18 protein-coding genes are annotated in these 15,955 nt (G+C 34.9%); all 18 read right to left on the bottom strand.

Features of this window, described 5'->3' with window-relative positions; translation table 11 throughout:
* Nucleotides 1-6: 6 nt before the first annotated feature.
* A complete protein-coding gene (gene dnaG, locus AN964_RS08405) occupies nt 7-1,818 on the bottom strand; it encodes a DNA primase (protein ID WP_055739246.1) in 1,812 nt (603 codons plus the stop codon).
* 441 nt (nt 1,819-2,259) lie between these two features.
* Entirely contained in the window at nt 2,260-3,066 is an 807-nt protein-coding gene (locus AN964_RS08400) for a pyruvate, water dikinase regulatory protein (protein WP_055739245.1), read from the bottom strand.
* 148 nt (nt 3,067-3,214) lie between these two features.
* Entirely contained in the window at nt 3,215-3,841 is a 627-nt protein-coding gene (gene ccpN, locus AN964_RS08395; protein WP_055739244.1) for a transcriptional regulator CcpN, read from the bottom strand.
* Nucleotides 3,842-4,064: 223 nt separating this feature from the next.
* The gene (gene recO, locus AN964_RS08390) at nt 4,065-4,817 is read right to left on the bottom strand and encodes a DNA repair protein RecO (protein WP_055739243.1); all 753 of its coding nucleotides are present in this window, start codon (nt 4,815-4,817) and stop codon (nt 4,065-4,067) included.
* A 62-nt stretch (nt 4,818-4,879) separates the two neighbouring features.
* The gene (locus AN964_RS25405) at nt 4,880-5,026 is read right to left on the bottom strand and encodes a YqzL family protein (RefSeq protein WP_083489429.1); all 147 of its coding nucleotides are present in this window, start codon (nt 5,024-5,026) and stop codon (nt 4,880-4,882) included.
* A gap of 154 nt (nt 5,027-5,180) precedes the next feature.
* Nucleotides 5,181-6,104: a GTPase Era gene (gene era, locus AN964_RS08385; RefSeq protein WP_055739242.1), complete on the bottom strand. Its 924-nt coding sequence runs from the start codon at nt 6,102-6,104 to the stop codon at nt 5,181-5,183.
* On the bottom strand, nt 6,097-6,495 hold the full coding sequence (locus tag AN964_RS08380; RefSeq protein ID WP_055739241.1) for a cytidine deaminase: 399 nt from the start codon (nt 6,493-6,495) through the stop codon (nt 6,097-6,099). Before AN964_RS08380 ends, era begins: the two co-directional genes overlap by 8 nt.
* Nucleotides 6,496-6,691: 196 nt before the next feature.
* Nucleotides 6,692-7,090, bottom strand: coding sequence for a diacylglycerol kinase family protein (locus AN964_RS08375; protein WP_055739240.1), 399 nt, complete (start codon nt 7,088-7,090; stop codon nt 6,692-6,694).
* Nucleotides 7,068-7,538 (bottom strand): rRNA maturation RNase YbeY, encoded by a 471-nt coding sequence (ybeY, locus tag AN964_RS08370; RefSeq protein ID WP_055741184.1) that lies wholly within the window; start codon nt 7,536-7,538, stop codon nt 7,068-7,070. Before ybeY ends, AN964_RS08375 begins: the two co-directional genes overlap by 23 nt.
* A 259-nt stretch (nt 7,539-7,797) precedes the next feature.
* Complete coding sequence (locus AN964_RS08365; protein WP_055739239.1) at nt 7,798-9,930, bottom strand: HD family phosphohydrolase; 2,133 nt, start codon at nt 9,928-9,930, stop codon at nt 7,798-7,800.
* A 174-nt stretch (nt 9,931-10,104) separates the two neighbouring features.
* Nucleotides 10,105-11,067 carry a PhoH family protein gene (locus AN964_RS08360; RefSeq protein ID WP_055739238.1) on the bottom strand — a complete coding sequence of 321 codons (963 nt, stop codon included), beginning with the start codon at nt 11,065-11,067 and terminating at the stop codon, nt 10,105-10,107.
* Between the two features lie 2 nt (nt 11,068-11,069).
* Nucleotides 11,070-12,257, bottom strand: coding sequence for a sporulation protein YqfD (gene yqfD, locus AN964_RS08355; RefSeq protein ID WP_055739237.1), 1,188 nt, complete (start codon nt 12,255-12,257; stop codon nt 11,070-11,072).
* Between the two features lie 11 nt (nt 12,258-12,268).
* Nucleotides 12,269-12,553: a sporulation protein YqfC gene (gene yqfC / locus AN964_RS08350; protein WP_055739236.1), complete on the bottom strand. Its 285-nt coding sequence runs from the start codon at nt 12,551-12,553 to the stop codon at nt 12,269-12,271.
* Between the two features lie 230 nt (nt 12,554-12,783).
* Nucleotides 12,784-13,215: a YqfB family membrane protein gene (locus AN964_RS08345; RefSeq protein WP_055739235.1), complete on the bottom strand. Its 432-nt coding sequence runs from the start codon at nt 13,213-13,215 to the stop codon at nt 12,784-12,786.
* A gap of 26 nt (nt 13,216-13,241) precedes the next feature.
* A complete protein-coding gene (floA, locus tag AN964_RS08340) occupies nt 13,242-14,243 on the bottom strand; it encodes a flotillin-like protein FloA (RefSeq protein ID WP_055739234.1) in 1,002 nt (333 codons plus the stop codon).
* 16 nt (nt 14,244-14,259) lie between these two features.
* A complete protein-coding gene (locus tag AN964_RS08335; protein WP_083489261.1) occupies nt 14,260-15,030 on the bottom strand; it encodes an NfeD family protein in 771 nt (256 codons plus the stop codon).
* Between the two features lie 245 nt (nt 15,031-15,275).
* The gene (locus AN964_RS08330; protein ID WP_055739233.1) at nt 15,276-15,722 is read right to left on the bottom strand and encodes a GatB/YqeY domain-containing protein; all 447 of its coding nucleotides are present in this window, start codon (nt 15,720-15,722) and stop codon (nt 15,276-15,278) included.
* Between the two features lie 14 nt (nt 15,723-15,736).
* The gene (gene rpsU / locus AN964_RS08325; protein ID WP_055739232.1) at nt 15,737-15,910 is read right to left on the bottom strand and encodes a 30S ribosomal protein S21; all 174 of its coding nucleotides are present in this window, start codon (nt 15,908-15,910) and stop codon (nt 15,737-15,739) included.
* Between the last annotated feature and the right edge of the window lie 45 nt (nt 15,911-15,955).

The following is a 15,955-nucleotide window of genomic DNA, read 5'->3' as shown; positions in this document are numbered from 1 at the left end:
AAATTATCATAATGACTTGCGAAGCTGTATAATTTCATTTGCAATGGATAAAGCCTTTTGCAGATCATTTTCTAATTCAGCTTTTTTTTGTTCTTTTACTTTTTCATTTATTTTTAACATCTTTTGATGTTTCAACACTTGAATTATATAATCTTCAATTTCCTGATTAGATACTTCACTATTCAATGGCATCATTTCGATATCCGCAACAACCCTGCGGAGCTGTTGATCCGGTAAATAAAGCAAAAACGAACTTGTATCCGGTTCATTCCCTTCTTCATAAAAGCCAAGAAGATAGGTGAGAATAGCCTGATGCTCATCTATATTAAAGGTATGATTAGCTAATAAATCTCTGACTTTATATGCTATTTCCACATCCCTTAACATATGACTAAGAAGTCGTCTTTCTGCTGTTTGATGTGCGGGTAATATTTTTTTTTCTTGCTTTACTAATACTTTATGATTAGTGCTTTGCCCCATGAATGAATTTTTTTTCTTATTTGCATAAAATGCTTGAAGTTGTTGCTGCTTTAACGCATCCATTGAAATCGAAAATTCTTCCGCTAATTGGCGTAAATAATGATCTCTTTCAACCGCGTTTTCAAGCTTTGAAATCTCATTTATTATTATTTCTATATACTTGAGCTTTTCTCCTTCATTTTGAAGCTTTTTTCCGATGCGATGATATTGCATTTTAAACGCCATAAACGTCATGCTTGCCCCTATTACATCTTGACGAAATTTTTCCGCACTGTTTTTTTGGATGTAGTCATCAGGGTCTAAACCGTCTGGCATTCTTGCAATACGAATATTAAAATGATGTTCAACGAGCATTTGCCCTGCTTTGTATGCAGCCTCCGTTCCAGCGGAATCGGAATCGTAGCAAATAATAATATTATCTGTTAATCTCCGTATTTGCTGAACATGCTGCTCTGTTAAAGCAGTTCCCATTGTGGCTATCCCATTATAAATAGATGCCCTATCCGCTGAAATGCAATCGGCAAATCCCTCAAATAAAATAGCTTGTTGCTGCTTCTTTATAAAGCTTCTCGCTTGATGAAGATTATATAAAACAGAGCTTTTATTAAAGAGTTCCGTTTCAGGGCTGTTTAAATACTTCGGCTGCTCTTCTTTATCTAAAACCCTGCCTGAAAATGCGATCGTTTGACCTTTAGAATTCATTATCGGAAACATAATTCTGTTTCGAAATCGGTCAAAATAAGTATCGTCACTTTCTTTTTTTATGATCAAACCAGCTTTTTCCATAAGGGGTAATGGGAAACCCCTTTTTTGAAATAGTTTTACGGTGAAATCCCAGCTTGGCAAAGCATAGCCTATTTGAAATTTCTCCATACTTTCCCTTGTAAAGCCTCTTTGAATAAGATATTCAAATGCTTCTTGACCCTCTTTTGTATTTACCAATAAATGATGATAAAATTTTTGTAACAAAGCATGAGCTTCCAGCATTTTCTGATGGTCGCTAGTGTGGTTCCCTTCAGAACGCTGATCAATTTTCGGGTCAATACTTAATTCAATGTTCGCTTTTTGAGCTAATTTAATAACTGCCTCTTGGAAACCTATCCCATCAATATCCATGATAAAAGTGAAAACATTACCACCAGCCCCACACCCAAAACAATGAAATATTTGTTTGTCAGATGAGACAGAGAAAGATGGAGTATTCTCGCCATGAAAAGGACATAAACCGAAGTAGTTTCTCCCTTGCTTTTTCAAATGAACATATTCACCAATCACATCTACTATGTCTATGGACCCGCGAATTTCATTAATTTTTTCCTCAGGAATTATTCCCGTCACGAAAACATCCCCAATTGCCTTTATTTTTTTATCTCTTCATTTACATTTTTCGACAAAATTCGCACAAATGTAGAAGTAAAGAGCAGTCAGTTTAGAGACTTAAACACTTAGGAGTAGACTTTGAACGCTTAAATACCAAATCATCGGATTACTTTCTTCGTTATTAGTATCTATTCTACATCGCTCCACAGAATCCTTCTTTCTTTAACTAATCATTTTTAAGAATTTTACGGACCTTGTCGAATAACTTTAAGAAAATAATCTTGACATATCTCAATAGTTAGTTTATTCCTTATTTCGTGACTCTAAACCTATTTTAAATACATTTTTATCACAATTTTTTATTATAGTATATTTTTATGCATTTGACCATATATTTTTATTTTCATGGTGGTAAAAAAATAAAAAAAATGAAAAACACATCATCCTAAAGATCATGTGTTATTCCGTACCTCGAATGTAATTCATGATGATATTGGCGGTTTCTTCGACCGCTTTATTTGTAACATCAATAACTTTACAACCGATTTTTGAAGCTATTTGATCAAAATAATCAATTTCTGATTTAATTCGATCAATATTTGCATAGCTTGCTTGATCATTGAGACCAAGGGATATTAACCGTTCTTTTCGAATATGATTTAATTTATCCGGACTAATTTTTAAACCGATACATTTTTCCGGTGGCACTTGAAATAATTCCTCAGGCGGATCCACTTCTGGTACCAAAGGAACGTTTGCTACTTTAAACCTTTTATGTGCCAAATACTGAGATAGTGGTGTTTTAGAGGTGCGGGAAACACCAATAAGTACGATGTCAGCGCGAAGAATTCCCCTAGGATCACGGCCATCATCATATTTTACTGCGAACTCGATTGCTTCCACTTTTTTGAAATACTGTTCATCTAATTTTCGTACCAGCCCTGGTTCGCATAATGGTTTTTTTCCGTAAAGGTCTTCTAGTTTATCAAGTAATGGACCAATGATATCTATGGTATAAATCCGATCCTGTTCGGATTTTTCTTTTATATATTGTCGCATTTCCGGTTTAACTAATGTATATACAATAATGCCATGATTCATTTTTGCAAGTGAAAGTACTTCCTCTATATGCTGAAAATCTTCCACGTAAGGAAACCTTTTTATTTCTGCATCATTTCCATTAAATTGACTTATAGCTGCTTTCGTTACTAATTCTGCCGTTTCTCCCACCGAATCAGATATAATATAAATGGTTGGTTTTATCATTTATTTCACCAAACTCCTTTTTAATAATAAAGCTTTTTCCGAATTAATTGTTGTTTTTCGTACAAAAAAAACTTCTTTTCGTACTTACAATTGATAATTATAAATTTTACTTATAGTAAATAACAACAAATTTACGAAAATGCCTTACTTATAAATCTCCATCTACGAGAGCTACAAATGCTTTCGTTATATTGGTTTTGGTTATACGGCCAGTAACTTCTAAGCCTTGGTCGGTTACTTTTACAACCGGCAAAGAATCAATTTGCTTATCTATCAACTTTTTTGCTACATCGATCAGCATATCATCTTTTTCACAGTATGTTATATTTGGCATTCGGGTCATTATAATATTCACTGGCAATGCGGAAAGTTCTTGTTTTCCTATACTCGCTCTAAGCAAATCTTTCCTGGAAAGGACCCCAACTAAATGAGAATTTTCATCTACCACATATAAAGTACCTACATCCTCCAAAAATACGGAAACGATAGCATCGTAAACAGAAATATTTTCATTTACCACTACAGGCAAGGATTGATAATCTCGGACAAAAATTTTATTTAAATTTTCAGTCAAAAGCTGCGCCCCTGTTTTTCCTGTATAAAAATATCCCACTCTGGGACGAGCATCCAAATAGCCAGCCATGGTCAAAATAGCTAAATCAGGTCTTAATGTCGCTCTTGTTAACTTTAGCCGATCTGCTATATGCTCCCCTGTTATCGGGCCATTGTCCTTTACAATTTGTAATATTTGTTGTTGCCTTTTATTAAGTTCTATTGTTTACACCCCCAATTCAAAAAAGCATTTAGATGTGTTATACTTTTATAACAATTATTATATACTAATTTTAAAATATGAAAAGAAAATTGCAAGGGCAAATACGTAAGCAGAAAGACGAACATTTTTTCAAAAATTTATTTATACTGTTAAATGCCCCAGACAAAAATAAAGGCTCTCTATTTCAAAACGAAATAAAGAACCATTATTTTTGCTTGCATCATTAAAGAATGTCTTTAAATTTATCGATTTGATCTAAAAATTTTTTTGATTTTAACTGCAAGCCGGAGTATTCATCGTAATACATCGTTATCGTTCTCCGAAGCTCCTTTTTTGTTTCTGGCTTCACAGAAATGGAACCTAATCTGTTAATATCAATATAATAAAAAAGTCTTAAAAGTCTAATACTGCTTTGTGAAACAGGCAAGAGATATGGATCCTTTTCAAAACATCGATGACAAATGAGACCGTTTTCCCGAATAGAAAAAGCAAAATTACCATTTTTACTGCCGCAAATCGCACACTGATTCATCACAGGATATAATCCTAAGACATTTAGCATTTTCATTTCGAATATATTTGTAATAATATCTATGTCCACATCTTCGTTTATGTAATTTAATGTTTGATATAAAAGCTCAAACAAAAATGGATTTTTCTGTCTTTCTTCAACACTTTTGTCTAAAAGATCGACAATATACGAAGCATATGCGGTTTGAAAAATATCTTCTCGTATTGACCTCATCGAAGAAATCATTTCTCCTTGTTGAAGCGTCCCAAGTCCATTACCTGTTTGAACGAGAAAATATCCATAAGTAAAAAGTTGGGAAACAGCAGAGAGGCGACTGTTCGGCTTTTTTGCGCCTCTTGCCATCATCCCAAGTTTCCCAAATTCACGTGTATATACATTTATAATTTTATTCGATTCACCATAATCATGTGTTCTTATTACTATACCTTCACATTTTTGAAGCATTATATCCACCTTCCAAAGCAATCTTTTTGCTTCATTCAGGTGATAACAGAAAAGAAATATTTTCAGGAGATTGGATTATAATCAATTCCTGAGATTTCATGATCTGTTTTCATAGGTTCATCTTGTCCTTCTTTTTCCAGTTCCTTAAAAAGCAAATAGGTATCAATACTACCAGTTTCGGTAAAAAATTTCCATGTAAACTCTAGCATATAACCCCCGCCTTTCATGTTGTGAAAACTCATGAAATCATTTTTGTAAAGCATATATTTAGCTTCACCGAGATTTCCTGAAATCATGTGACGTAAAAATTGCTAACAAATTTGGATGCATAATTCATCACTCTAACACAACTTAAGGCTAACCTTAATATTCATCTTCCCTAAAGCCAAAATCCCGCAGTTGATTAATTTTATTTCTCCAATCTTTTTGAACCTTTACCCATAGTTCGAGAAAAACCTTCGATCCAAGTAAATGTTCAATATCAACTCGAGCTCGTTTTCCCACTTCTTTCAGCATACTGCCCTGTTTCCCTATAATAATCCCTTTTTGAGAAGATCGTTCTACTACAATGGTAGCCATAATATGAACAACATCGGAATCTGATTTTTTTTCCATTTTATCCATAACAACTGCAATGGAATGCGGAACCTCTTCTCTAGTTAAATGCAATACCTTTTCCCGTATTAACTCAGAAACAATAAATCTTTCTGGGTGGTCTGTAATCTGGTCTGCTGGATAATATTGCGGGCCTGCAGGTAAGTACTTTTTTATTTCCGCCAGTAATTTTTCCGTATTATTACCTTGCAATGCAGAAATCGGTATTACTTCCTTAAAATCAAAAAGGTCCTTATACTGTTCAATAATTGATAATAATTCTTCAGGATGAATCTGGTCAATTTTATTAATGACAAGGAATACCGGTGTCTTAACTTCTTTTAATTTTTCTATGATAAATTCATCACCACGTCCTAAGCCTTCGACTGCATTTATCATAAATAATATAAGGTCGACTTCTCTTAATGTATTGGTCGCAACCTTCATCATAAAATCGCCAAGTTTATGTTTCGGTTTATGAATGCCTGGAGTATCTATAAAGATCATTTGAGAATCATCTGTAGTATAAACACCTTGGACTTTATTTCTAGTTGTTTGAGGCTTATCACTCATAATGGCAATTTTCTGCCCAATTACCCTATTTAAAAACGTAGACTTTCCAACATTAGGGCGTCCAATTATGGAGATAAAACCTGATTTGAATTCGTTTTCTGCAATTTGTTTATTACTCATTTAAATCCTCCGGAGAAAATGCACCAGGCAATAATTCTTCTACTGTCAACTCTTTCCTATCACCTTTTAAATTGGTAAGGATAACCTTCATGTCTTTAGGACAAAGCTCTGAGATAACTTGGCGACAAGCTCCACATGGTGGTACTGGCCGGTTAGTATCTGCTGTTACAACTAATGCAGCAAAGGATGTATCGCCTTCTGAATAGGCTTTAAACAGGGCTGTTCTTTCAGCACAATTGGCAACACTATACGCTGCATTCTCAATATTGCATCCTTGATAAACCTTTCCGTCGTTCGTGAGCAACGCTGCACCCACAGCAAACTTTGAATATGGCACATATGCTTTATCCCTTGCTTGCTTTGCTTCCTCAATTAAATGCTCTAAATTCATATTACTTCCCCTTCAAATCTTATTTTACCACAAAAATGTCATGAATTATAGAATATTTTTGATTTGATTGAAAATATCAAAAAATCTGACTAAAATAAGTTTACCCACCAAAATGTTGGATAAACTTATTTTAACTCAAATAAAAATCGGATTCAAATTCTGCTATGGTAAAAACTGTTACATTCACCTGTTATTATTACTGTATGAGCATTTTATATAAATGTGCAAGTTTCGGTATGAAAATGATACACGCAATAATAACAGACATAATGGAATAGACTAAAACTGCTCCTGCCGCTAAATCCTTTGCCTGTTTTGCCAAAGGGTGATATTCCGATGTTGTTAAATCCACTACCCTTTCTATTGCCGAATTAATTAACTCTAATGTAAAAACACCGAAAATAGAAAGAATAACAAATAGCCATTCCACCGAGGAAATTCGCATTAGGATACTTAATACTGTTACTAAAATCGCCGCTACCGTATGTATCCTAAAGTTTCTTTCTTGTCCCAAACCATGGACAATTCCACTGAAAGCATAGGAAAATGTTTTTGACAAAGGAGACTTATTTTTATCGTTTAAGTCCATATTCATCTAATATGTCCTTTTGAAGTCCAAACATTTCTTTCTCATCTTCTGGTGTCATATGATCATATCCAAGCAGATGCAAAAATCCATGAAGGGCCAAAAATCCTAATTCACGCGTAAAAGCATGACCATAGTCATTTGCTTGTTCATGTGCTTTAGAAACAGAAATAATAATATCCCCAAGTACCCTAGGCATTTCGACACCACTAATTTCTATTTCCCCTTCTCCCAACTCTTCCATCGCAAAAGAAATAACATCAGTGGGCAGATCCTTTTCCCGATACTCCCTATTTATTTCTTGGATTCTCTCGTTCGATACAAAAGTAATCGAAACTTCACTTTCATTTTCAATTTCTAATTTATTTGCTGCAAAGTTTAAAAGGCTTTCTACTAAATCAAAATCTTCTTTTTTTAATTCATTTGTTTCATCCATAAAGTCAATGGATAAAGACATAATATCCACCTCTAAATATTCAATTTTATTAATTAAAAATACCACCCAAAAAGGGCTCCCTTTTATTTATTATGTAAAAAAATTAACAAATAAGTTATTTTACAAGTTTAAACTTTATATAGTACAAGGCACTTTCAGCTAATGGATTTCTACCGCTGCTCCTTGCGAAAGTATCGACTCGTCTCTCGCCGTGTTTCATTTATCTCGCCTGTGAATTCTCTATATCCTACACTGCCTAAGCAAGAGTTTTCAGCTTTTCTTATTCGGGATACTCAATTCGGGAGTGAAATATACCATTTAATGTTTCACAAAATGTTTTCTTTATAACTTCAAGCTCTTTTAAGGTAATATCACATTCATTAAGCTGACCATCTTGTAAGCGGTCCTGAACAATGTTATGAATTAACTCTTTTATTTGTTCTGGTGATGGGTGTGCCATGGAACGAACGGCAGCTTCTACACTATCCGCTATGCTGATGATAGCAATTTCTTTCGTCTGAGGCTTCGGCCCAGGATATCGAAACGATTCTTTATCCACATTTTGATTTTCTTCTTTTGCCTTTACATAAAAATATTTCAGCAAAGTTGTACCATGATGTTGTTCCGCAATATCAATAATTTCCTTAGGAAATTTATGTTTTCTTAGCATTTTTCCTCCGTCAATTGCGTGCGCAATAATGATATCCCTGCTCACTTCCGGAGACAAGTGATTGTGGGGATTTTCCATGTTAATTTGATTTTCAATAAAAAATTGCGGGCGTTTGGTTTTGCCAATATCATGATAATAGCATCCGACTCTTGCCAGCAAGCCATTTGCCCCGACAGCTTCACATGCTGCTTCCGCTAAATTCGCCACCATCACACTATGATGATATGTACCAGGTGCCTCCGTTAAAATTTTCTTTAATAAAGGGTGGTTCGGATTTGATAGTTCAATTAATTTAATCGTCGACAGTATGCCAAAACCTGCCTCGAAAAATGGCACGAGCCCAATGGTAAATACTGCAGACAGTAATCCTGAAGCAATAGAAAACACCACAAAATAAATGTATTCCATTTTTGAATACTGTCCATTTCCTAATAGGATTAATGCAAATATCATCATCAGGTTGATAACGGAAACAAATAATCCAGCTTGTAAAATATTGGAGCGGCGGTTTCGATTGGATAAAAATAAAATACCTGCAGTACCACTAAACAAAATATAAACAGCTATTTCAATATTAATCGTCCCTGCCAGTTCGTCTCTAAATATAATACTTCCACATGCAGCTAACAAAATCGTTACAATAAATGCAAACCGTTCATTTAACATGATTCGAATTAACATTGGTGCCAAGGCTGCCGGATAAATATAACCTAAATTAGGTAAATCTGTACTATCAATAAACCCCACAATTCTCATTAATAATAGGGATATAAAAAAAACGAAACTTACAAGGATTAAATATATCTGTTTCTTATCTTCAGGATACGAAGTATTGTGTATATAAAGATAAATTGGCGCAATCATTAATAAGACAAACAGTGCTAATCCGTAAAAGGGCTTAACTGTTGGATTACTTTTCAATAAACCAAGTATTTGTAGCTGATGGTAGATATCCCTGTCGATAAGATGTCCTTCTTGAACAATAATTTGCCCCTGTAAAATTTTTACTGGCTCAACATTTTCCATCGCCTGTTTTTGTCTTGCCTCGGTTAACTGAGGATCATAAATATCATTCGGAACAATAGCATATTTGCCAAGCTCCACTGCTGCTTCACGCAAATCTCTGTTTAAATTAGATTGGTTAATTTTATCTGCTATTTTTAATCTTACTTGGGATACCTGATCATCTCTTATTTTTTCATCCATCATTGTTTCTACTTGTTGGATAACAATATCTCTAGCCTGCTCCAAATCAAAGTGATTGGTTTTAAGTAAAGTGTAAAAAATATCATCTGGAATTCTCTTTGTTACGTCTTCATTCACATTTTTCGATAAATCCGATTTTAATATTTGTAATTTTTCTGCATCGGATTTTTTTGCGGGTTTATCCTTTGATTTGTCTTGTAGTTCCGGTTGATAATTTACATCATTAACAAAGTCAAAAATGGAGTTTATCAGTGATACCCTGTTTTGTAAAGTTTCTTTTTTAAATGTATAAACCCTTCCAACCTCGTCTGCAGCCTTTTGCCGTTCTTCATTGGTTTTCGCTTCATCTTCTATCGTTTTAGGAGAACGAACTGTTTTATCGGCAATGGAAAATAACTCCATATTATACGTTTGAGGCTTCACATTGTAGTAAAGGACTCCATAAATCAATATAGATAAAATCAGTAAAGTAATGATTGTAAATACTTTATAACTTAGTAGAGTACGAATTTTTCCAATGTAGTCTTGAATATTCACCTAGTTCTCCCACCACCTTCAAATAGCATAAAACATGACAATAACGACAGATTAAAGTCTTCCTAAAGAAATATCTTTTTTAAAGAGATAACTTCCCTAATTATGTAAAATGATATCAGTTTTTGTACGGAAATGCACTTTATTTTATAAAAAAACCTGAACAGATTGTTCAGGTTAAGAAGAATGTTGATCATATGCTTCAATGATCTTTGCCACAAGCGGGTGGCGAACAATATCACTTTGTTCAAGATAAACAAACGAGATTTTTGGAATGCTTTTTAAAATTTTTTCCGCCTCCACTAATCCTGATTGTGCACCTTTCGGTAAATCAACTTGAGTTCTATCGCCGGTTATGACCATTTTAGAATTAAATCCGAGTCTGGTTAAGAACATTTTCATTTGAGCGTGTGTCGTATTTTGCGCTTCGTCTAATATAACAAATGCATCATCTAAGGTTCTGCCTCTCATGTACGCAAGAGGGGCAATTTCAATTGTTTCCCTTTCTATTAGACGTCCCGTATGCTCACTCCCTAAAACGTCGTGTAAAGCATCGTATAAGGGGCGTAAATAAGGGTCTACTTTTTCTTTTAAATCACCTGGTAAAAAACCTAGGCTTTCCCCAGCTTCAACTGCAGGTCTAGTTAAAATAATTTTTTTCACCATTCCATTCTTCAATGCATGAACAGCCATTACAACTGCTAAGTATGTTTTTCCTGTTCCTGCTGGTCCAATCCCGAAAACTAAATCATGTTTTTTAATTGCAGTAATATATTGTTTTTGTCCTAAGGTTTTAATACGGATTGATTTACCCCTAGCATTTTTCGTTATTTCTTCATCATATATTTCTTCAAAAAATTCTAATGTTCCCTGGTTTTCCATTTGAATAGCATATAAAACATCTCTGGAACTAATATTTATCCCTTTTCTAATGATATATAGTAAACGTTCTAATATTTTATTTACTCGTTCAACATCCTCTGTATTACCAGAGATATGGACAGATTCACCTCTTGTAATAATAGATACCTTATAGGAATCCTCCAATAATTTTAAATGTTTATCAGATATTCCAAATAAAGAAATGGCTTCATTTGGGTTTTGTAATTGTATCTTCGCTGTAATGATTTCTATTGACATTCTCAGTCTCCTTGAACGATTGGTTTTGCCTCCGCTATGTCTTCAATAACTTGGAAATAGATTGATAATTTTACTTTACCATTCTCCACTTGTTCATGCAAAACATATTCATCCACGATTTTTGCATCATTTGGAATTTTTGTTTTTAAATCATTTACCGCAAGTTCCTTTGCTGCACTTATTGCTTGCGCTTTTGTATAATCTCTTTGTGCCAATTCCTTTTCACGTACTGTTTTTTGTACATAATCAATAGGAAGCCGCCATTTCAAAAACTTAATAGGATGTACATTCTTTTCTGTTTCATATGCTTTATATTTTATCTTGCCAAATCCCCAAAAAGGAATACTAAAAGAGCCAATTTTTAAAGAATATTTTTTTTGCTCAAGACCTGTAAATACTTGAAATTCCGATTGTAACGGAAGCTCGACATCCGTCTTGTACCATGTTTTTCCATAAACCTTACCTATAGCTGCTACAGGTTTCTGATCTTCCTCTCTCCCGATTAAGCCAGATACAAGCAATTGCCCTTTATTGACAAACTGATTTACTTTCACAACGGGAATACCTGCTTCAACAAACATATCTACAATAACAGCTTTTTGATTAGCTACCAAATGTCTTGGACTCAAAGTTTTTTTGGTCTTAGGTGTGTTTTTTTCCACTACTTGCAGATGGAAGGTTGTCCCATGTAAATCCACGCCAACCCATGTAATGTTTGGAACTTTATTCGTCAACTCATGTTGGATGGATTCAAGGCTATCCATATTAAATTGTAATTTCCCAACCTGAATTCCCATTTTATTTAACTCTTTTTTGATTTGGTGCTCGGTTTGCGGGCTAGCGCCTTTTATTTGTATTCCCCAGACGACATTCGAAAGCAGCGTGATAACGATAAAAAACAAAATAAGTCCTATTAAGAAACCAGCATTTTTTAATGTTCGTTTCCAGAGAAAAGGCATACCTTGTCCACTTAAAAAAGATATACGGCAATCATTTTTTCTTGCCTGATGTCTGAGCTTATGAAGATCCTGCAGCCGAATATAAAAAGTAATCGCATTTGTTCCTTGTCGCTTTACATTCCATATCATTAGACGGGCACGGGTGAGCTGATTAATAAACCGCTCTACCCCTTTCCCCTCCACCTTTACATGAATTGTCCCACCTAGAAATGTAACCCAATGATTTTTCAACTTTGTCACTCCTATTCTTTCAAATAACTGACAGCATCTATTTTTCCTTCCAGCAAAATTTCTTCCGGTAAAATGGTCTTAATAACAAACGATTTTCCCTTAATAAGCAATTGACCTTGTTTGAGAAGCAGCCTTACTTCCTGATCAGAGAAGGTAAGAAGTCCGCGGTGATTTTCTATGTAAATATGAATTTGGCCAATCATGGTAATTCGCGGCAGGTCCATCATGACATCTTGCGGAAGCTGCATGGTGTTAGTCATCAGATTTTGCAGAAGTCGGCTCCATTTTTTTGCCATAGAAAAGAACCCCCTTTCATATCATATTTATGAAAATAAATAAGGATTCAGCACCTTTTTTCGTATTTATTTAGAAAAGCGGAGGCACCGCAGTACTTGGATACAGATTTAGTAGTCAGAGGTGAGAAAAAGGGAATACAGCGAGGTAATTTACGAGCTATTGCACTTATCCGCAATGTACTTTCTTTGCAAAAAAAATCCGTACCATCATACAATGGCACGGATTTTTTTCAGTTTCTTTTATATGGTTTTTTTGCACGCGGTGGACCGAGTATCTCTGCTAAAATGATTCCTTTTACTAAATCATCACCGTCACTTATCAATGACAGGTGCTCCCTTTTTTTAATATTGTCGACTTGATGATTTATTTGTTCAAGCTTTTTTTCATAATACTCTTCCTGAATCTTCAAACGGTCGGCTTGAATTTCAGCATCCAGTTCTTCATCCCGATATACGAAATCATCGTTATTCATTTTTGGAGCAGGATCAGACACCATTTCGGGTGAAAGTTTTTTTATATTTTCTTCAATTGTTTTTTGCATCTCTCCAAAAAGAGATCTCGGGTTCGGAATTGGTTTATTGCTTTTAGATTTTTCAAGCTTCTTTTTATTGGCCATTGCTCCAATAATACCAACGATTATGGCTATAATAATCGCTTCCAAAGGAAATACCACCTTCCTGCGATCCTTTATTCAGGCTTATTTGGATCTTTCTTTTCACCAGTCATTTTTCCAATGGATCCTCTCATATCTGTATCTGACTCGATATTTTTAAAGTTCATATAGTCCATTACACCAATATTCCCTGATCTTAATGCCTCGGCCATCGCTAATGGAACCTCGGCTTCCGCTTCTACCACTTTAGCCCGCATTTCTTGCACTTTAGCTTTCATTTCTTGTTCGGATGCGACAGCCATTGCACGGCGTTCTTCCGCTTTTGCTTGTGCGATCTTTTTATCAGCCTCTGCTTGTTCTGTTTGAAGCTCAGCACCGATGTTTTTACCGATATCCACATCCGCTATATCAATGGAAAGAATTTCAAATGCTGTCCCAGCATCAAGCCCCTTAGTTAAGACAGTTTGTGAAATTAAGTCCGGATTTTCGAGTACCTTTTTATGATCTTCAGAAGAACCAATTGTACTTACAATACCTTCTCCAACACGGGCGATAACCGTTTCTTCTCCCGCTCCCCCGACTAGCCTTTCAATATTTGCACGAACCGTTATTCTGGCTTTCGCTTTCACTTCAATACCATTCATAGCAACACCAGCAATAAATGGAGTTTCAATAACTTTGGGATTAACACTCATTTGTACTGCTTCTAATACATTACGTCCAGCTAAATCAATAGCGGCACAACGTTCAAAAGATAATTCTATATTTGCCCTATGAGCTGCAATTAAAGCGTTTACGACCCTATCAACATTACCTCCAGCAAGATAATGGCTTTCTAATTGATTTATGCCAACTTCAATACCTGCTTTTCTTGCTTTGATAAGCGGATTAATAACCCTGCTGGGAATAACTCTTCGCAGCCTCATTCCAACTAAGGTGAAGATACCAATTCGAACTCCTGCTGCAAGTGCCGAAATCCAAAGCATTACAGGCACAAATGTTAATAAAATTCCGATAATAATTACCGCTGCAATAATTCCAACTATTAATAAAACTGTTCCAGCTTCTAATACCAATCTAATTCCTCCTCTTCTATTCTATCATTTCATTCTGATTTAATCTGACAATAATTCTAACACCCTCAACCTTTATTACCTTGACATCAGTGCCTGAGGAAATAAAGCCTCCTTCTGTCACCACATCTAATCGCTCTCCATTAATTTCAATAGTCCCAGCAGGTCTTAGTGGAGTGATCGTTTTACCAATTTTACCGAGTAAATCGGTTCTATTAATATTGGATACATATCCTTTCTCTGTGCTGACAGCATCTGACAAAACAATTTTTTTAAATAATTTCATTCTTCGTCCAAACACCTTTATCATAATTATCATGGCAATAATGGTGATAAGCAGTGCAATCATAATCGAAATCCCTGTATAAAGAAGATTTCCACCTGCCATTAACAAGGAACCTATAATTGCTAAAACTCCTAAAAATCCGGCAATTGCCCCTGGTAAAAATAGTTCTGCAATAATTAATACAACTCCCAAGACAAATAAAATGAGAGAATTAAAACTAGCATCACCTGTTACAATATGGCTAAAATAAAATAGAACAAGTGCTATAATTCCAACAATTCCATACAATCCAAATTTAGGTGTATACAATTCCATTACGAATCCTAAACTTGCCAAGCATAATAAAATAGTTACCACAATTGGATTGGTTAAGAAGTTGGCGAAATTTTCTATTGGACTATTTGGAGCAGCAATTATTCCTTGATTCATTGCAGCATGAACAGGAAAATTCAAAATCAACATTATGCTCCAAAAACCGATAAACACCAAAAATTTTTTTCCCAAGTAATCACCCCCCCATTTTATTTAATTTACGAATAAATGACTAAGAAGGTTTCAAGAAAAATTAAATTTTTGTTACTGCAGAACTATGAAGAAAAGCGCAAGCAGCTTATCCGCTAGCCGGTAATCCGCATGCGCTTCCTAGAGACTACATTAGTTAAATCCATTATTTAATAACATTTTTATACCTTCTTTTTATCCCTAAATAAAAAAGGCCGAAAAGTATCCTTCTCGACCTTTTTTATCATTTAAGATAATTGCTGCTGTACTTTTTTGTTTACGGCTGATCCATCTGCCTTACCTTTTACTTTAGGCATAATGGCACTCATGACTTTACCAATGTCAGCTTTTGAAGTTGCATTTACTTCTCGAATTGTTTCTTCCACAATGGAAGTTAATTCCTCATCCGTTAGCTGTTTTGGCATATATATATTCACAAAAGTCAATTCCGTTTGAATTTTTTCAACTAGATCTTCACGACCTGCATCTTTAAATTCCTGGAGGGAGTCTTTACGTTGTTTTACTTCGCGAGAAAGGATTGTCAACTCTTCTTCTTCGGTTAAATTTTCCTTTTTAAGCTTAATTGCTTCGTTTTGTAATGAAGCTTTAAGCATACGAATGACAGAGAGTTTTTCTTTTTCTTTGTTTTTCATAGCTTGTTTCATATCTTCATTTAAACGCTCGAGAAGACCCATATTTTCACCCTCTATTAGAACTTACGTTTTCTAGCAGCTTCAGACTTTTTCTTACGTCTTACGCTTGGTTTTTCATAAAATTCGCGCTTTCTATATTCTTGCAAAGTTCCCGTTTTAGAAACTGAGCGTTTGAAGCGGCGAAGAGCATCTTCAAGCGATTCGTTTTTACGAACAACTGTTTTTGACATCTCTCTTTCCCTCCCTCCGAACACACTACGGTTACATGTTAACGC

This window comes from Heyndrickxia shackletonii (assembly GCF_001420715.1).
In the GTDB taxonomy this organism is placed as follows: domain Bacteria; phylum Bacillota; class Bacilli; order Bacillales; family Bacillaceae_C; genus Margalitia; species Margalitia shackletonii.
The sequence above is the reverse complement of the archived record's forward strand: the minus strand, read 5'-3'. Positions and strand labels throughout refer to the sequence as shown.